Source organism: Sporichthya brevicatena (assembly GCF_039525035.1).
Classification (GTDB): Bacteria; Actinomycetota; Actinomycetes; order Sporichthyales; family Sporichthyaceae; genus Sporichthya; species Sporichthya brevicatena.
In genome coordinates, this window is record NZ_BAAAHE010000014.1 from 137,885 (window position 1) to 154,487 (window position 16,603).

The following is a 16,603-nucleotide window of genomic DNA, read 5'->3' on the forward strand; positions in this document are numbered from 1 at the left end:
GCGAGTGAGGCCTGGCTGCGGCGAGTGAAGCGCAACCCCGGGGGCGGGGCGGGGACGCGGCGGGGGTGGGGGGTCAGCCGCGGGGGAGGTCGGAGAAGGGGAGGTCCTTGTCGACGCGGGGCTCGGGGGGAAGGCCGAGGACGCGTTCGGCGATGACGTTGCGCTGGATCTGGTCGGTGCCGCCGGCGAGGCGGTAGCCGGGGGCGCCGAGGAGGTGCTCGGTCCACGCGAAGGTGCCGTCGCCGGTGTCGCCGAGGATCCCGTTCCCGGCGAGGTCGGCGGCGAGTTCGCCGGTCCGCACGAGCAGGTCGGAGGCGACGAGCTTGCCGACGGACCCCGCGGGGCCGGGGGAGACGCCGGCCGCGGCGGCGCGGGCGACGCGCTGGGCCGTCCAGGCCTTGAGGACGCTGCGGACGTACAGGTCCGCCAGCTGCTGACGGACGACCGGGTCGCCGGCGACGCCCCGGGCCCGGGCGAGCGCGAGGACGTCGTCGAACGACCCGCCCTTGCGCCGGTTCCCGGTGCCGGAGGCCTGGCGCTCGAACGCGAGGGTCGCGGTCGCGACGGCCCAGCCCTGGCCGACCTCGCCGATACGCAGCGAGTCGGGGACGCGGACGCCGTCGAGGAACACCTCGTTGAAGCTCGACCCACCGCTCATCTGACGGATCGGACGCACCGTCACTCCCGCGAGGTCGAGCGGGACGAGGAACGCCGTGATCCCCTTGTGCTTCGGGACGGACGGGTCGGTCCGCGCCAGCAGCAGGCCGAGGTCCGCGTGCCGCGCCCCGGACGACCACACCTTCTGCCCGTCGAGGACCCATTCCTCGCCGTCGCGCACCCCACGGCACGCGACCGCGGCGAGGTCCGACCCCGCGCCCGGCTCGCTGAACAGCTGGCAGGCGAGGACGTCGGTCCGCAGCAGCGGCTCCAGGAACTGCGCACGCAGCTCGGGCGTCCCGTACAGCGCGATCGCGGGTGCGACCAGGCCGGTCGTGACGCTGATCAGCTCCGTCGACGGCGGGACGGCGTACTCGGTCTCCAACTGGGAGAACATCGCCGCGAACGACGCCGGCAGCCCGGCCCCGCCGTGCTCCTCGGGGAGGGTCAGCGCGCCGTACCCGGCCTCGAAGCGCGCCCGCCGGTACGCGCGGATCGCGTCGAGCAGCTCGGTCTCCTGATCATCCGTCAGGTTCCGGAACACCGCGAGGTCGGGTCGGGCGGCCTCGGTCGAGGCGGGGCCGACGGTCGCCGCCAGCCACGCGCGGGCCTCGGCGGCCCAGGCCGCGGGATCCGGAGTCATGAGCGCTCCTCGGTGGTCAGCACGGTGCACGCCGAGACCCCCGGCGCTCCGTACACGTGGGTGAAGCCGACGCTCGGCCGCGACGGGACGGCCGCCCCGGCCGCGCGGCCCTGCAGCTGGCGGACGATCTCGTGCACCTGCCGCAGCCCGGACGCACCGATCGGCTCGCCGTTCGCGAGGCACCCGCCGTCGGTGTTGATCGGCAGCCGGCCGGAGACCTCGGTCGAGCCGTCGGCCAGCAGCGCCGTCTGCTCGCCGTCGGCGCACAGGCCGGTCTCGGCGAGGTGGATCAGCTCCGAGCCGCAGTCGGTGTCCTGCACCTGCGCGACCTGGACGTCGGCGGCGGTGATGCCCGCGGTCCGGAACGCGTCGGTCGACGCGGCGACCGTCGGGCTGCCGCCCCGCTGGGGGGAGAGCCACGGGCTGTAGACCTCGAACGAGCCCGGGCCGCGCGTGCGCACCGCGACCGCGGCCAGGCGCACCGGCCGTTCGCAGAGGTCGAACGCTCGCGACCCGCGCGCGAGGATCAGCGCCACCGCGCCCTCGTTCGGCTGGCAGAACATCAGGTTGGTCAGGGGGTCGGAGACCATCGGCGCGGCGAGGACCTCCTCCACCGAGAGTTCCCGCCGCCGCCACGCGTTCGGGTTGGCGGCCCCGCCCCGGCTGGCCCGCGCAGCCACCTGAGCCAGCGTCAGCTCCGGCACCGCGTGCTCGTGCAGGTACCGCCGGGTCCGCATCGCGAAGTACTGCGTGGTGACCATCAGGCCCGTGGAGCCGTACCAGGCGCCGAGTCCGTAGGCCGCCGGGTCGGACGCGAACGCCCCGCGCTCGTGCTTGTCGAAACCGACGACGGCTGCGACCTCTCCCGCCCCGGCCCGCAGCGCGTTGGCCGCGGCCGCGAGGGCGACACCGCCGGTCGCGCACCCGTTGCGGACGCCGGTGAACGCGACACCGGTGAGCCCCAGCCGGGCCACCAGCGAGTCCGGCTTGCCGGTGTTGGAACCGCCCACGGCGATCTCGATCTTGTCCCAGCTCAGCCCGGCGTCGGCGAGGGCGGCGCGGGTCGCGACCACCGCCTGGTCCGCACCGCTGACGCCCTCGTGCCGTCCGAAGGGGTGGATGCCCGCCCCGACGATGTAGACCTCGGCGCTCATGCCGCTCCCACGGGCGCGAAGGCGTAGGTGACGTTCTCCCCGTCGGCGGGAACGGCCACCAGCGTCACCTCGTCCCCGATCGCCGGCAGTCCGCGTTCCAGGTCGTAGCGGAGTATCGACTCGACCAGCACCTCCCCGAGGTCGACATAGCCGACGGCGTACGGCGCGAATCCGTTCGCCGGGGGCACGTAGGGGGCCTTGGGGGCGAAGCGTTGAACGGTCCAGGTCCAGACGCGCCCGGTCGTCGGCAGATCGATCACCTCGACGGCCTCACCGGCGCAGTGCGCGCACTGGGCGGCCCTCGGGAACTGCACGGTCCGGCACGTCGTGCACCGGCTGCCGGCCAGCGTGAGCGGCTCCAGGGAGGCGAAGAGCTCAGCGGCCACGGGCGTGCTCACCGGCCACACACCTCCGGGTCGGCGGACAGCGAATAACTGGACTCGGTGAACAGTAACACTTGCTTTCGCGCTGGCCTGTACTTACTTTAGAGCGACACCACTTACATGCCCGGGCGCGGAGGGTCGATGTACCTGGCCGGTATCGGCACGCGTGCGGCGGACGATCCGCACGGCGCGGCCATCCGCGACGCGCGTGGCGTTCTCACGTGGTCCCAGCTCGCGGAACAGCTCCGCGGCGCAGCCGCGGCGCTGTCGGCGCTGCCGCCCGGCGCCCGCGTCGGCGTGACGGGGGAGAACACCGTCCCGACGCTGATCACCCACCTCGCCGGCTTGTTCTCCGGCGTCGGCACCGTGGCCCTGCACCGCCAGGCGACGGCGCGCGAGTTCACCCACGAGCTCACCGACACCGGGTGTGCCCTCGCGGTCATCGGCGAGGGATCCCGTGCCGCCATTTCTGAGGCAGCGTCAGACGCCAGGGTCGTCGTCCACCCCGGCCCCGAGTGGGACGCATTCGTCAGCACCTCGCCGGTCGAGCTCGAACTCGCCGGCCGCACGGTCCGCCCCCTGCTGGTCTTCACCTCCGGCACCACGGGCCGCGCGGGCGCGACCGAGGTCCAGTGGCTGCGCGACCCCTCGATCACCGATGCCCGCGCCTACGTCGAGGCCGTCGCCGCCGAGCCCGGGTTCCCCGACGGCCCGCACCTCGTCGTCGGGCCGCTGCAGCACAACGGTCCCCTGACCGCGCTGCGCCACCTGCTCGCCGGCCGGCCGGTCGTCGTCCTGCCGCGCTTCGACGCGGAGGAGGTCCTGCGCCAGATCGCCGAGCACCGGGTGACCTCGACCGTCCTGGTCCCGACCCACCTGACGCGCCTGCTCGCGCTGGCCCCCGACGTCCGCGACCGGTACGACGTCTCGAGCCTGATCGCCGTCGCCCACACCGGATCCGCGTGCCCCGAACACGTCAAGCGCGCGATGATCGACTGGTGGGGTCCGGTGTTCACCGAGTCCTACGGCGGCTCCGAGATCGGGACGGTCTGCCGGATCAACAGCGCCGACTGGTTGGCGCACCCCGGCTCGGTCGGCCGTGCGGTGCCGGGACTCACGATCGAGGCGTACGACGAGAACGGCGTCGTGCAGCCGCGCGGGACCACCGGCGTCCTCGGCATCACCCTCCCGCCGGGCCGTGCGATCCGCTTCCTCGGCGACGAGGCGAAGAGTGCCCGCGCCTACCTCGCCACCGGCGTCGCGACCCTCGGCGACGTCGGGCACGTCGACGACGACGGCTTCGTCTACATCACCGACCGCGTCTCGGACATGGTCGTCTCCGGCGGGGTGAACCTCTACCCGGCCGAGTGCGAGCAGGTCCTGAACCGCCACCCGGACGTGGCCGAGGTGGCCGCGATCGGCGTCCCGCACGACGACCTCGGCGAGACGCTGCTGGCCCTCGTCGTGCCGGCCCGCGCCGGTGTCGACGTCGCCGACCTCGACGCGTTCTGCCGCACCGAGCTCGCGGGCTACAAGTGTCCGCGCTCCTACGAACTCGTGACCGACCTGCCCCGCAACGACATGGGCAAGCTCGACAAGCGCGCGCTGCGCAAGCAGTACCGGGCCCTGACCACAACCAGATGAGGACACATGACTGACGATCAGCGTTTCGGCGACTTCCACTACGCGCCCGTCGTGGGCACGTACACCCCGAAGTTCTCCGAGCTGTTGCCGCACACGTCGATCGCCGGTCTGTCGCTGCAGTCGCAGTACCTCTACGGCGGGTTCCGCGCCGAGTCGGGCACCGTGTACGTGCTCGAGCGCAAGTTCATCGGCCCGATGACCGGTGGCCTGTACCTGCTGCACAACGGCGGCGGGCGCATGGAGTTGCACGAGGGCTCGAAGCGCAGCGCGAAGGGCGAGATGGTCCGCACCATCGAGCCGGACTTCCGCCGCTGGATCACCAAGGGGATGCTCTCCGGCGACCACGAGGAGCCGATCGATCTCCGCATCGACGACAACGCGATGACGTGGGAGGAGGGCTCGCTGCTCTCGCTGAGCGGCCCGCGCCCGACCCTCGGCGGCCAGTTCCTGTCCTCGATGCGCGACGAGCCGCTGGCCTACGCGAGCCAGCCGTACTGGCTGACCGGGACGATCCTCGGCGAGCAGGTCGAGGGCCCGATCTTCTTCGACCAGGTCTACTTCCGCCACGGCAGTGAGTGGAAGGAGTACCCGTACTACACCGACGTCCAGATCGTCTGGAACATCTTCGCGAACAAGTACGCGGACGGGACGATCGAGTTCGGCAACATCACCAAGGGCCGCCGCCGCTGGGGTGCCGGCATCGTCGCCGAGGGCAACCAGGCGATCGCCGAGGCCAATCACGTCGGCGCCGAGTTCGAGGTCGACGCCGACGGCTACGTCACCGGCGCGAGCTACGACCTCGGCGAGGCCGGCGTCTGGGACTTCGTCGGCGACCCGGCCCAGCAGCTCTCCGGCTTCAACAAGGCGCGCTGGGGCGGTTACCGCGCCCAGGGCGGCATGACCCGGCGCCGCGGCGACACCCGCGAGGTCGTCACCGGCTGGACCTGGGTCGAGGCCTTCAGCGACCGCATGAAGGAGGAGGAGCTCCTCCGGCACTGACCCTCGCGGACGTCCGAGGATGTGGCCGCAATAGCAGCCACATCTTCGGACGCAACGTCAGTCGCGGACGGCGATGATCGCGGTCGCGCCGAGGTTGTGGCGGAGCCGGTGCATGACGCGCCAGAGGTGCGCGACCCGGCGGGTGACGACCGGGCGGCGGAGGATGTTGCCGACCATCCGGGCGGTGCCGGCGACGCCCTCGTCACGGACGACCGTGGCGGGGGAGAGCAGCAGCATCGGGGACGGCTCGAACAGCGTCACCCGGAAGCCGTGCTCGGCGAGCAGGTCGGTCCACTCGGCGCGGGTCAGGGGCCGGGCGCCGACGCGGACGGCCTGGCTGATCTCGATCCCGACCTGACGCTTGCGCTCGGCCGGCAGGTCGTCCGGGGTGAGCAGCAACTCGTGCAGGCCGAGGCGGCCGCCCGGGCGCAGGAGCCGGGCCGCCTCGGTGAGGATCGCGGCCTTGCTCGTGTTCGTCTCCAGGCTCAGGCACGCCTCGCCGTAGATCACGCTGGCCGAGCCGGTCGGCAGGCCGGTGTCGGACGGGTGCGCGACGACGCAGGTGTACGGCACCGCGCTGACCTGGCGGCGGGAGCGCTCGGCCTCCACCTCGGTGCGGTCGAGGCCGTGGAAGCTGCGCGGGCGCAGGGCCTCGACGCGGCGGACGGTGGTGCCGAGGCCGGGGGCGAGGTCGACGACGTCGTCCTCGGGGCCGATGTTCAGGTTCCGGAGCATGACGTCGCTGACGACGCCGCCCCCGGGCCGCATGACGGTCTTGCCCATCTGGGCCAGCAGCCAGTGGGCGGGCATCGTCGCCGGGTCGAGGCCCGCCCCCGGGTCGGGCAGCACGCGCTCGGTGGCCATTCTCACGCTCCGAATCCACGACAGTTTCTTGTCGAACGATACAGAACTTAGCTTAGGCTCTCCTGACCCGAAATGCCCCTGTTTCCACCTCTGCCGGAGGGCCCCCTGTGAAGCTCCCCCGCGCGCTGGTCGCCGTCCTGGCGGCCTCGCTGCTGGCCGCCGGATGTTCCGGTTCCGACGACGACACCGCCGCCGGCCCGGACGCCGTCGCGACCGTCGAGAGCCAGCCCGAGACCCCCGTCCTCGACACCGGGGCCGACACCGTCGACCCCGCGCTGCCGGCCACCGACCCGAGCGCCGCGCCGACCGGTTCACCCGCTCCGGGCGCGCCCGGCGACTCCGCTGCCCCGGGGACCACCCCGGCCCCCGGCGCGTCCGCGGCCACCGACGCCGTGAGCCGGACCAAGGACGGCGTCGCCGCCGTCACCGGGGGCGGCAAGAAGCCGGCGGCCGGACCGGCCGTGGTCAAGCTCGGCGGCGTCTTCCCGCTCTCGGGCCCGCTCGGCTCGGTCGGGACCGCGATGATGGAGAGCGTCCAGGCCGTCATCGCCCAGACCAACGCCGCCGGCGGCGTCCGCGGCACGAAGTTCGAGCTCGTCGTCGAGGACGACCAGTTCGACCCCGTCCGCGGCAAGGCCGTCGTCCAGAAGCTCATCGAGCAGGACAAGGTCTTCGCGTTCGCCGGGATCTTCTCGCCGTTCACGACGCAGGCCGCGCTGCCGGTCATCCGTGCCGCGAAGGTGCCGGTGTTCCCGTCGGGCTCGGACGACCGTGAGTTCGGCGAGCCGATGCTCTTCCCGGTCACGAACCCCTGCGGCCGCCAGATGGCCGGCAACGTTCAGCACCTGGTGTCCGAGCGCAAGCTCACCAAGCTGGCCGTCGTCTACGTCAACGTCGAGGCGGTCTCGAACTGCACGAAGTACTTCACCGCGGTGGCGAAGAAGCTCGGTGCGGACGTCGTGTTCAACGGCGCCACCGCGCCCGGTGCGCCCGACTGCGCGAGCCGCATGGTCGCCGCCCGCGCGTCCGGCGCCGAGGCGCTGATCGTCATCACCGAGAACCTCGGCACCGTGAAGTGCCTCCAGGCCAAGGACCAGCTCGGCTGGAACGTGCCGGTGTCGATCTCGTACAACAACACCGACGACCCGGTGATCCTGCGCGGAGCCGGCAAGGCGGGCGAGGGGATGCTCTCCTCCAGCCCGTTCACCGGCGCCTCGAGCGCGGCGTTCGCGGAGCAGTGCGGCGCGATCAAGAAGTTCTACCCGGAGTCGCGGCTGCAGTTCTTCTCGATCGTCGGCTGCCTCGGCACGAAGCTGCTCATCGAGGGCGTGAAGATCGGCGGCTTCGAGCGCACCGGGCTGATCTCGGCGCTGGAGTCCGGTCGGACGTTCTCCTTCGGTGACCTGGTCCCACCGCTGAGCTACGCCAACGACGAGCACCTGCCCTACGACCTGACCGCGACGGTCCAGGTGACGAACGGCACGTGGGTCCGCGTGGGCAAGCTCTACACCCCGGCAGGTGTCTGATGACGGCCCGTTGGACCCGCCCGGTGTTGGTCCCGGCCTTGGCTGCGGTGCTCGCCGCCGGCGTCCCCGCCGCGCTGGCGACCCCCGCCCAGGCCGCGACCCAGCTGTGCGGCACCACGACGCTGTCGGTCGCACCCGAGGCCGGCCCCGCGAAGACCCTGCGCGCCGGCAAGGCCGTCGCCCGCGGGCTGTTCGTGACCTACAGCGACAACGACACCGTCCTCGACGGCGGCACCATCGCGCCGCCGGACGTGAGCTCGCCGCTGGCCGAGGCCTCGGTCGACCGCACCGGGTTCGGCCAGGCGGTCGCCTCGCCGTTCTACAGCCCGTACAGCGACGCGGCCGGTCTGCCGAACGCCTTCACCGGCGCGGAGCTGCCGACCGGCGCGATCAGCGAGCCGAGCCGGGCCAAGGTCGCCGGCCGTCCGCCGCAGGACTCTCAGCTCGCCTTCGGCGGGCCGGGCGGCGACGCGTGCGTCCGGATCACCGACGGTCCGCTGGCCGAGGCCGCGGCCGTCGTCGCCGACCTCGCGCCGGGCGTCACGGCGCGCGTCGGTGACGTCCGTGCCCTGGCCGGGCCGGCTGCGACCGGGTCGCTGTCGACGTCGAAGGTCGTCCTGCTCGACGTCGTCCTCGGCACCCTGCACATCGAGCAGATCGTGCTCGACGCCCGCGCCGTCGCCGACGGCGCCGCGGGGGAGGGTGCAGCGACGAGCCTGGTCTCGGGCATCACCGTCGGTGGGCAGGCTTTCCGCCTGACGCCGAAGGGCTTCGAGCCGGGGCCGGGGACGCCGGACCTGTCCGCGCTCCAGGCCGCCGGCATCGAGCTGGTGCTGCCGGGCAGCGCGACGCACACGGTCGCGGGTAGCCGCTCGTCGGCGCGGGCGACCGGACCGACGCTCCGGCTGACGACGCCGGACGGCCGGGTGCTCACGGTCGTGCTGGGTGAGGCGATCGCCGACGCTCAGCTCGACCGCATCGGCTGACCCCGCCGTTGACCTGACCTGACCTGACGGAGCCTCACACGTGCTGGACCTGGCCCTCACCGGCCTGCCGCTCGGGGCGATGTACGGGCTGGCCGCCCTCGGCCTGCTCGTCGTGCACCGGACGACGGGGAACGTCGACCTCTCCCTCGGGGGAGTCGCGGCGGCGGCGGCCTACGTCTACCACCACACCAGCACGGGGGGAGGGCAGCCACGAGCGGTCGCGTTCGTGGCTGCCCTCGCGGTGGCCGCGGCCTGCGGCGGGGTGAGCGCGGCCGCGGCGCGCGTGATCGGGCCGGACCGTCCGATCACCGCCGCGGTGGCGAGCCTGGCCTGGGGTGGTGTGCTCACCGCGGGCTGCGTCCTGTTCTTCGGGCGGGACGTCCAGTTCGTCGCGCCCTGGGGTTCCGCCCGCTTCGACGTCGCCGGCACGACGCTGTCGGCCCATCAGCTCCTCGTCATCGCGGTCGCGGTGATCGCGGTCGGCGCGGGGGCGGCCGTGCTCCGCCTCACCACGGCCGGCCTCGCCTGGCGGGCGTGTGCGGACAACGCCCTCGGGGCGGTGCTGATCGGCCTGCGGCGCGGGCGCATCGAGGCCGGCTGCTACGTCCTCGCCGCCGTGCTCGCGGGCCTGGCCGGGGTGCTGCTCGCCCCGCTGCTCTACCTCGACGCCACCGCGCTCACCCTGTTCTTCCTGCTCAAGCCGGCCGCGGCGGCGGTCGCGGGCCTGCTGGTCAGCCTCCCGATCGCCTTCGGCGCGGCGGTCTCGATCGGCGTGCTGGAGAGCGTGGCGGTCAAGTACCAGGACGTCCCCGGGCTGGGGGAGAGCGTCCCGTTCGCGGTCGCTGGTCTCGCGCTGCTGGCCCGCCGCGCCCGCCGCGCGCGGGAGTCGCGGGACACCGCCCTCGCCACCGGCCCGACCCACCCGCCGGGCACCGGACGTCTCGTCCCGGCGGCGGGCCTGCTCGTGCTCGCGCTGGCCGTCACCCCGTTGCTGACGGCCTATCAGGCTACGATCGCCGAGCTCGCGGCCATCACGGCCCTGCTCGCCGCGACCCACGTCGTCCTCACCGGATGGGGCGGTCGGCTCTGTCTGGCGCAGCCCGCGCTCGCCGGGGTCGGCGGCATCGTCGCCGCCCGCTGCGCCGCCGAGGCGGGCTGGCCGTTCCCGCTCGCACTGGTGGCGGGCGCGGTTGCCGCAGCCGGAGCCGCCGCCGTGCTCGGGATCTTCGTCGCCCGCGGCGTCACCGGCCTGCCGTTCGCGTTGCTGACCGTCGCGTTCGGCGCCGCCGTCCACGGCACGCTGTTCACCTGGCCGCGGTTCGCCGGCACCGCCGAGGACCGGACGCTGTCCACCGCCTCCGTCGCGGGCCTCGACCTGGGCGGGCACCGGTTCACGGCCACCGTCTTCGTGGTCACCGCGCTCGCGTTCCTCGCGCTGCGCACCTTCGCGCGATCGCGGCTCGGTGGGGCGCTGGTCGCCGGCCGTGAGCACGACCGGGCGGCCGCCGGACTCGCCCTGCCGGTCGTGCGGGCGCAGATCGCGGCGCTGGTGGTCGCGGGCGCTCTGGCCGGTCTCGCCGGCGCCCTGACGGCGTATCAGCTCGGCACCGTCGCACCGGAGCAGTCCCACCCGCTGACCGCGCTGCCGATCCTCTCGGCCGCTGCGCTCGGCGGGCTGGAGTCGCCGTGGGGTGCGCTGCTCGGGGCGGTGCTGCTCACGGTGGCCCCCGAGATCCTGCGCCAGGCCGATGCCCCCGACCTGGCGGCGCTGGTGTCGCCGGTCGTGCTGCTCGCGGTCGTTCTGCTCCGGCCCGGTGGGCTGGTCAGCCTGCGCCGCCCGGTGCGGCGGCCGGCGTTGCGCGGCGCGACGCAGCCGACCTCGGGGGCGCTCACCGTCCGGGGACTGACGGTCCGTTACGGGACGCGGACGGCCGTCGACGGCGTGGATCTGACGGTCGAACCGGGGGAGATCGTCGCCCTGGTCGGGGCGAACGGCGCAGGCAAGACGAGCCTGCTCGACGCGGTGGCCGGGGCGGTGCGGCCCGCGGCGGGGACGGTCCGCGTCGCCGGCCGCCGCGACGGGCTGATCGTGCGGACCCTGCAGTCCGGCGGCCTGTTCGGCCGGCTCACGGTGCGGGAGAACCTCGCCCTGCCGGCGCGCTGGCACGGCCGGCCCGAGCCGGACCTGCCGGCGGACCTCGCCGACCTGACGGACCGGGACGCGGGCTCCCTCGCGCACGGCACCGCGCGGCTGGTCGAGATCGCCCGCGCCGCGTCGCTGCAGCCCGCCGTCCTGCTGCTCGACGAGCCGGCGGCGGGGCTGAGCCGCGCCGAGGCCGACCGGATGCTGCGCCTGGTTCGCGAGCTCGCCCCCGACGCCGCGGTGCTGCTGGTCGAGCACGCGCGGCACGTCGTCGACGCCGCCGACCGGGTCGTCGTCCTCGACGCCGGTGCCGTCCTTGCCGAGGGCCCGCCGGCGGAGGTCCTCGCCGACCCCGTCGTCCGCGAGGTCTACCTGGGCCTGCCGGCCGCTCTCGAGAGCGCCGAGCCCGTGCGGTCAGGGCAGGCGTAGTTCCTGGTTGTTGGGCCACCCGAGCAGGCGGGCCCCGACGACGGCGACGTTGAGCGTGAACCGGTCGTGGGACTCGCTGACCGCGAACCCGGTCAGCGCGGCGACCCGCTCCAGGCGGTAGTCGACGGCTCGGACCGACAGGTGCAGCCGGCGCGCGGCCTCGGTGACGTTGCCGCCGACGGCGAAGTACGTCTCGAGCGTCCGCAGCAGTGGTTCGGGCCCGCCCCGGGCGGCGAGCAGTGGGGTGAACACGGCGTGGACCAGGTCCGCGATCGCGGCGTGGTCGCGGGCGACGACGCGGTAGACGAGCAGGTCGCGCGCCCGGAGGACGTTGGTGTCCAGCGGCAGCCGCCGCATCAGTGCGAGCGCCTCGCGGGCCTCCTCGTAGGAGCGGGCGATCCCGTACGCGCCACTGTGGGGACGGCCGACGCCGATGCCCCACGTGCCGCCGTGATGCTTCGTCAGTTCCCTGTGCAGCAGGTCTCCCACGTCACCACGGGGGTCGGGTTCGGTCTCGGGGACGAGTACGACCACGACGTCGTCCTTGTCGGCGACGAGCACCTCGCGGTCGCCGAACCGGTCGACGACGCTGCGCTCCAGGGTCGCTGCTGCGCCCTCCGCGGAGGCGCCGCCGCGGAGAGGGAACGCGAGGGCGATCTGGTGCGGACGCGCGAGGTCGAGACCGAACGGCTCGGCGCGTTCGACGAGTGCGGCCACATCGGCGTCGCCGCGGAGCAGGTCGTCGACGAACCGGCGCCGCTGGCGCTCCTCCTCGTACGCGGCCTCGCGGCGGCGGGCCTGGTGGCCGGCGACCAGTGCCGCCACGGCGTCGTCGACCACGCGCAGGACGGCCTCGCCCGCGGAGCGCACGGTCGCGGGGTCGGCGGGGTCGGCCCCGATCGGGAGCTCGCGCCACAGTCGCCAGGCCGCGGCGAGGTACAGCCGGACCGCGGCCTCGGCCGAGATGCCCTCGTCGGCCGCGCGGGCGCCGAGGTGGCGGATCGCCTCCAGGTCCACGTCGGAGGCGTGCTCGCCGGAGCGTCCCGCCTGCTCCAGCAGAACGAGGTACTCGCCGAGCAGCTCCGGGGGAGCGCCGGAGGCGTCGCCGGCGGCGTCGAGCACCGCCTGGACCGCCGCGGACGGGGCGGGGCTGCCCACGCTGACCTCCCAGGTCGGTGACGCGGTTGTTTGCCGAAATCCTGCAATCAGCTTAGCGCGGAGTCGTCCGGCTTCGCCTCTGGTTGTCGCGCGGAAACGGGCCGATAGTGGGAGGGAGAGCCGCCCGCCGGGGTGGCCTGATCCGCTGCCGACGCCCGCCGTGTCGACTGCGGGATTTCTGAAAGGGGACACCCATGTCCGCTGTCTCGGTGCAGACCGAATCGGCCGGGTCCGGCGAGACCCTGCCGGACTACCGCGAGCTGCTCGTGACCCAGTGGCGCACGCAGCTCGACGACGTCACGCGGTTGTCGATCGACGTGGAGTCCTCCCGCGACGCCGACGGTCAGGCCGTCGGGGGTGCCCGGACCGAGGAGTCCCGCCTGGCGGCCCGGCTGCTGGCCGCGGCCCGTCGTCAGCTCGAGGAGACCGAGGCCGCGCTGAAGCGGCTCGACGAGGGCAAGTACGGCATCTGCGACGGCTGCCGCCTGCCGATCCCGCCGGCGCGACTGGAGGCGTTGCCCGCCGCGCGCCTGTGCGTCTCGTGTCAGAGCGCCTTCCGCGCGTCCGCGGGCGAGCGGGACTGACCGCCCCGGGCCCCGCCACCCAGGCGGGTGCGCGCGGCCGCCGACCCGACGACGGCGACCGGGCACTGTGCCGCCGGCAGCAGTCGCTGCCCGACTGAGCGCAGTTCCCACGGCCGGCGGGGGCTCCGCCCGGCGGAGCCGAGCACGAGCAGTGCTGCCCCCGCCGACTCGCGGAGGAGCACGGTCGCCGCGTCGCCCACGGGACCCGCGACGGAGACGTCGAGGTCGGGGAACTGCTGCTGCCCCGCGGTGAGGGCGGCCCGGATCTCCGGGTCGCGCACGGCGGCCTCGCCCGTGGTGGCGGGGCTGCCGTGCGGCACCCCCGCGAGCGCGTTCAGCGTCGCGTCCTCGGGCGCGACGTGGACGAGCGCGAGCGGCACCCCGCGTTGCGCGGCCGCGGCGAACCCGAACTCGACGGCCGCGAGACCCGCCGGGCCGGGCGTCACGCCGACGACCACGCGGGGCGGGGTGGGCATCGGCACGAGGTCACGGTGCCGGACCACAACGACCGGGCACGGCGTCCGTGCGGCCAGACGGCCGGCGACGGACGGGGAGAGCAGGCGGCGCGGGGCCGAGCGGTGGCGGCGGCCGACGACGAGCAGCGGCGCGGAGAGCGCGGCCTCGCTCAGGGTCCGGATCACGGGCCCGCGGAGCAGGGCGCCGTCGACGTTCAGGTCGGAGTCGACCAGGCGGGCCCGGTCCATGGCCTGCTCCAGAACCTCGACGGCGACGGCCGCGGCGGTCCGGAGCCGGGCGTAGGTGTCGAACCCCGACGGGTCCAGGCTCGGGGTCGGACGCAGGACGTGGACGACCCGCAGCCCGAGTCCGCGGGCACTCGCCTCGGCGGCGGCCCACTCGACGGCGTCCGTTGCGCTGCCGGCCGCGTCCACGGCGACGAGCACACGCGTCGATGGGTCGGCCACGTTTCCTCCTGCGGTGCTTTCTATCGTAACACGATATTTACCGGCGGGCGGGCGTGAACGGAGGGACGGCCGGGGACGCCCGTGATGAGATAGGGCCGTGGCAGGACGGCGCCGGGAGGTCGGCTCAGAGACCCTGGCCATCTCGGAACCGCTGACGAAGTCCGACTTCGAGGCCCTCGCCCGGTTCCGGTTCGGCATCCGGCGCTACCTGCGGTTCAGTGAGGACATCGTCCGCACCCTCGGACTGACCCCGCAGCAGTACCAGTTGCTCCTCGCGATCAAGGGTTTCCCCGACCGCGACTGGGCGTTGGTTCACGAGCTCGCCGACCGGCTCCAGCTCCGGCACCACAGCGTCGTCGAGCTGATCAACCGGGCGCAGGCCCAGGACCTGGTCGTGCGTCAGCCGCACCCCGACGACAACCGCGCCGTCCGGGTCGTCCTGACCCCGCACGGCGAGCAGGTGCTCAGCCGGCTCGCCTCCCTCCATCGCGACCAGCTCAAGCGCATGGGGGATGCTTTGGCGCTGCCGATCTGGCACGACGAATGACGACCGGAGGACGAACGATGGAGAGCCAATCGCTGGCCGCCCTCGCGAAGGAACACCTGGACATCGCCCGCGCCGCCGCCAACGGCCGCAGCGCGCACACGATCTACGGCGGCCAGGGCCGCGACCTGCGTCAGGTGCTCCTCGCCCTCGCCGCCGGTCACGCCCTCGCCGAGCACGAGGCCCCCGGCGAGGCGACCCTCCAGGTTCTCGAGGGCACCGTCCGCATGAACGCCGGCGACGAGACCTGGACCGGCTCCGCCGGCGACCACCTCGCGATCCCGCCCCGGCGCCACGACCTCCACGCCGACACCGACGCCGTCGTCCTGCTCAGCATCGCGACCCGCGCCTCGTGACCTCCTGATCGAGCTTGTCAAGAAAGGGTGACACCCCTTACTGACGAGTAAGGGGTGTCACCCTTTCTTCACAGCGGCGAGGGGTCAGACGCAGGTGAAGCGCCCGCCGTTGATGGCGGACCACGCGCCCTTGCGGAAGATCAGGATGGCCCCGCACTTCCCGGCGGGGGTGTGGCTCTGCCCGAAGGTGTAGGTCGTGCTCGGGATGAGGCCACCGAGGGTCTCGGCCTTGATCATCCCCAGACCGCGTAGGACGTGGGCCGGGGTGATGGTCTGGCTGATCGCCGCCGGACCGAGCTTCTCCAGCGCGCGGGCGAACATCATCCCGGCCGTCCAGGCCTGGCTCGCGCCGGAGTTCACCTTCACGCCCGGCGCGTACTTCGCGAACGCCTCGTGGAAGACGTGCTGGGCCGCGGTGCGGTTCTCGGTGTACGGGAAGACGGGGGAGCCGACCTGGATCTCGAAGTCCTGCAGCGAGGGACTCGCGACGTCGAAGCTGGCGGCGAGGCTGACGGTGTAGAGCTGAGGGTGGTAGCCGAGGGTGTCGCACGACGCGGCGAAGCGGGTGATCGAGGCCGCGTCCAGCCCGAGGAAGATGCTGTTCGCGCCGGCGTTCTTCGCGCTCTGGCAGGCGGAGGTGTAGTCGGCCTGGGTGATCGACGTGGTCTGCTTGAGCACGACCTGCTGACCGGCGGCCTCGGCACTGAGTGGCCCGGAGGACAGTGACTCGGCCGCGTCGGTGCAGCTCGTCGCCTCGACGCAGGTGATGATCGCGAGCTTGGTGAAACCGCGTTGCGCGTGTGCCTTGGCAGCCAGGAAGTACTGCTCGAGGATGGCGCCGCCGACGTCGAAGAGCAGGGGATTGGTCGTCCACGGCTCGGTCGTGCCGTCGCCGCCGATGGTCGGGACGCCGGAGTTCTTGATGCCCTGGACATAGCCGGCGACGGAGATGATCGAGAACGACCCCACGAGGGCGGAGACCTTCTCGTCCTGGATCAGGCTCTGGACGGCCGACGTGGCGAGGCTGGAGTCGCTCTGGTCGTCCTTGCTGATGACGCGGACCGGGTGGCACGCGACGCCCCCGTGATCGTTCATGTACCGCGCCCAGACCTGCAGGGCCGTCTTTCCCTGGCTCACGCTCTGGCCGATCAGGCCGCTCCAGCTGCCCACCTGGCCGATCGTGATCGGAGGTCCCTGCTGCGGACAGACGTTGGCCTCGCCGCGGGAGGCACCGTCGAGCTTTGCGCTGCCGGTCGTGGTGGTCACACCGCTCGTGCCGCCGCGAGACCCGGAGGAACCCGCGGGAGCTGTCGTCGGCGCGACGCTCGAGCCGGGTGCGGCGGTCGCCGGGCCGGCGGGGGAGAGCGGATCGGCGGCGATCGCGCCGGGTGCGATGTCGACGGCGGGCCCCGCCGGGTCCTCGAGGGTCCGGGTCTCGACGACCGGACCGAGTTCGGCGGCACGTTGCGCGGACAGGTCGACGCGTGAACCGCACGCGCTCACGGTGACGAGCGCGAGCAGTGCGACGACGGCGCGACTGCGGACGTGCGGGCGGGGACGCATCGGGGGCTCCTCCCGGGACGGTGCCGGAGGCTTTGTACAGATAGTGC

General features: G+C 73.6%; 15 protein-coding genes. 8 read left to right on the forward strand and 7 right to left on the reverse strand.

The window, feature by feature from the left end; translation table 11 throughout:
* Positions 1–73: 73 nt before the first annotated feature.
* From ABD401_RS09595 to ABD401_RS09605, 3 genes are read right to left on the reverse strand one after another with little or no spacing between them, the layout of a single operon-like run.
* Positions 74–1,300 carry an acyl-CoA dehydrogenase family protein gene (locus tag ABD401_RS09595; protein WP_344604027.1) on the reverse strand — a complete coding sequence of 409 codons (1,227 nt, stop codon included), beginning with the start codon at positions 1,298–1,300 and terminating at the stop codon, positions 74–76.
* Positions 1,297–2,454: a thiolase family protein gene (locus tag ABD401_RS09600; protein WP_344604029.1), complete on the reverse strand. Its 1,158-nt coding sequence runs from the start codon at positions 2,452–2,454 to the stop codon at positions 1,297–1,299. The genes ABD401_RS09595 and ABD401_RS09600 overlap by 4 nt, the downstream gene beginning before the upstream one ends.
* Positions 2,451–2,852 (reverse strand): Zn-ribbon domain-containing OB-fold protein, encoded by a 402-nt coding sequence (locus tag ABD401_RS09605; RefSeq protein WP_344604031.1) that lies wholly within the window; start codon positions 2,850–2,852, stop codon positions 2,451–2,453. The genes ABD401_RS09600 and ABD401_RS09605 overlap by 4 nt, the downstream gene beginning before the upstream one ends.
* 105 nt (positions 2,853–2,957) lie before the next feature.
* Between ABD401_RS09605 and ABD401_RS09610 the strand changes: the two genes are divergently transcribed.
* Together ABD401_RS09610 and ABD401_RS09615 are read left to right on the forward strand one after the other, a co-directional pair.
* Positions 2,958–4,481: an AMP-binding protein gene (locus ABD401_RS09610; protein ID WP_344604033.1), complete on the forward strand. Its 1,524-nt coding sequence runs from the start codon at positions 2,958–2,960 to the stop codon at positions 4,479–4,481.
* A 6-nt stretch (positions 4,482–4,487) separates the two neighbouring features.
* Positions 4,488–5,480, forward strand: a complete 993-nt coding sequence (locus ABD401_RS09615) for a hypothetical protein (RefSeq protein WP_344604035.1) — start codon at positions 4,488–4,490, stop codon at positions 5,478–5,480.
* 57 nt (positions 5,481–5,537) lie between these two features.
* Here the strand turns inward: ABD401_RS09615 and ABD401_RS09620 are convergent, their stop codons facing one another.
* On the reverse strand, positions 5,538–6,344 hold the full coding sequence (locus ABD401_RS09620) for a class I SAM-dependent methyltransferase (RefSeq protein ID WP_344604037.1): 807 nt from the start codon (positions 6,342–6,344) through the stop codon (positions 5,538–5,540).
* 107 nt (positions 6,345–6,451) lie between these two features.
* Here ABD401_RS09620 and ABD401_RS09625 point away from each other — a divergent pair, with 107 nt between their 5' ends.
* Genes ABD401_RS09625 through ABD401_RS09635 form a run of 3 tightly spaced genes read left to right on the forward strand, consistent with a single transcriptional unit; the run spans position 6,452 to position 11,428 of the window.
* A complete protein-coding gene (locus ABD401_RS09625) occupies positions 6,452–7,870 on the forward strand; it encodes an ABC transporter substrate-binding protein (RefSeq protein WP_344604039.1) in 1,419 nt (472 codons plus the stop codon).
* Positions 7,870–8,856: a hypothetical protein gene (locus ABD401_RS09630; protein WP_344604041.1), complete on the forward strand. Its 987-nt coding sequence runs from the start codon at positions 7,870–7,872 to the stop codon at positions 8,854–8,856. Before ABD401_RS09625 ends, ABD401_RS09630 begins: the two co-directional genes overlap by 1 nt.
* 40 nt (positions 8,857–8,896) lie before the next feature.
* Positions 8,897–11,428 carry an ABC transporter permease subunit gene (locus tag ABD401_RS09635; protein ID WP_344604043.1) on the forward strand — a complete coding sequence of 844 codons (2,532 nt, stop codon included), beginning with the start codon at positions 8,897–8,899 and terminating at the stop codon, positions 11,426–11,428.
* On the opposite strand, the gene ABD401_RS09640 is transcribed toward ABD401_RS09635, so the two are convergent.
* Positions 11,414–12,586 carry a PucR family transcriptional regulator gene (locus ABD401_RS09640; protein ID WP_344604045.1) on the reverse strand — a complete coding sequence of 391 codons (1,173 nt, stop codon included), beginning with the start codon at positions 12,584–12,586 and terminating at the stop codon, positions 11,414–11,416. The genes ABD401_RS09635 and ABD401_RS09640 overlap by 15 nt on opposite strands.
* A gap of 194 nt (positions 12,587–12,780) precedes the next feature.
* On the opposite strand from ABD401_RS09640, the gene ABD401_RS09645 reads away from it, so the two are divergent.
* The gene (locus tag ABD401_RS09645; protein WP_344604047.1) at positions 12,781–13,170 is read left to right on the forward strand and encodes a TraR/DksA family transcriptional regulator; all 390 of its coding nucleotides are present in this window, start codon (positions 12,781–12,783) and stop codon (positions 13,168–13,170) included.
* Here ABD401_RS09645 and ABD401_RS09650 read toward each other — a convergent pair.
* On the reverse strand, positions 13,131–14,093 hold the full coding sequence (locus ABD401_RS09650) for a universal stress protein (protein ID WP_344604052.1): 963 nt from the start codon (positions 14,091–14,093) through the stop codon (positions 13,131–13,133). The two genes, ABD401_RS09645 and ABD401_RS09650, sit on opposite strands and share 40 nt — an antisense overlap.
* A gap of 97 nt (positions 14,094–14,190) precedes the next feature.
* Here ABD401_RS09650 and ABD401_RS09655 point away from each other — a divergent pair, with 97 nt between their 5' ends.
* Together ABD401_RS09655 and ABD401_RS09660 are read left to right on the forward strand one after the other, a co-directional pair.
* Complete coding sequence (locus tag ABD401_RS09655; RefSeq protein ID WP_344604054.1) at positions 14,191–14,640, forward strand: MarR family winged helix-turn-helix transcriptional regulator; 450 nt, start codon at positions 14,191–14,193, stop codon at positions 14,638–14,640.
* Between the two features lie 17 nt (positions 14,641–14,657).
* Entirely contained in the window at positions 14,658–14,993 is a 336-nt protein-coding gene (locus ABD401_RS09660; RefSeq protein WP_344604056.1) for a cupin domain-containing protein, read from the forward strand.
* A gap of 84 nt (positions 14,994–15,077) precedes the next feature.
* On the opposite strand, the gene ABD401_RS09665 is transcribed toward ABD401_RS09660, so the two are convergent.
* A complete protein-coding gene (locus tag ABD401_RS09665; protein WP_344604058.1) occupies positions 15,078–16,556 on the reverse strand; it encodes an ABC transporter substrate-binding protein in 1,479 nt (492 codons plus the stop codon).
* Positions 16,557–16,603 lie beyond the last annotated feature (47 nt).

Excerpts from the sequence above, each read along its gene's own strand:
- ABD401_RS09595 (WP_344604027.1), bottom strand. The coding sequence starts at position 1,300 with ATGACTCCGGATCCCGCGGCCTGGGCCGCCGAGGCCCGCGCGTGGCTG.
- ABD401_RS09600 (WP_344604029.1), bottom strand. The coding sequence starts at position 2,454 with ATGAGCGCCGAGGTCTACATCGTCGGGGCGGGCATCCACCCCTTCGGA.
- ABD401_RS09610 (WP_344604033.1), top strand. The coding sequence starts at position 2,958 with ATGCCCGGGCGCGGAGGGTCGATGTACCTGGCCGGTATCGGCACGCGT.
- ABD401_RS09615 (WP_344604035.1), top strand. The coding sequence starts at position 4,488 with ATGACTGACGATCAGCGTTTCGGCGACTTCCACTACGCGCCCGTCGTG.
- ABD401_RS09620 (WP_344604037.1), bottom strand. The coding sequence starts at position 6,344 with ATGGCCACCGAGCGCGTGCTGCCCGACCCGGGGGCGGGCCTCGACCCG.
- ABD401_RS09630 (WP_344604041.1), top strand. The coding sequence starts at position 7,870 with ATGACGGCCCGTTGGACCCGCCCGGTGTTGGTCCCGGCCTTGGCTGCG.
- ABD401_RS09645 (WP_344604047.1), top strand. The coding sequence starts at position 12,781 with ATGTCCGCTGTCTCGGTGCAGACCGAATCGGCCGGGTCCGGCGAGACC.
- ABD401_RS09660 (WP_344604056.1), top strand. The coding sequence starts at position 14,658 with ATGGAGAGCCAATCGCTGGCCGCCCTCGCGAAGGAACACCTGGACATC.
- ABD401_RS09665 (WP_344604058.1), bottom strand. The coding sequence starts at position 16,556 with ATGCGTCCCCGCCCGCACGTCCGCAGTCGCGCCGTCGTCGCACTGCTC.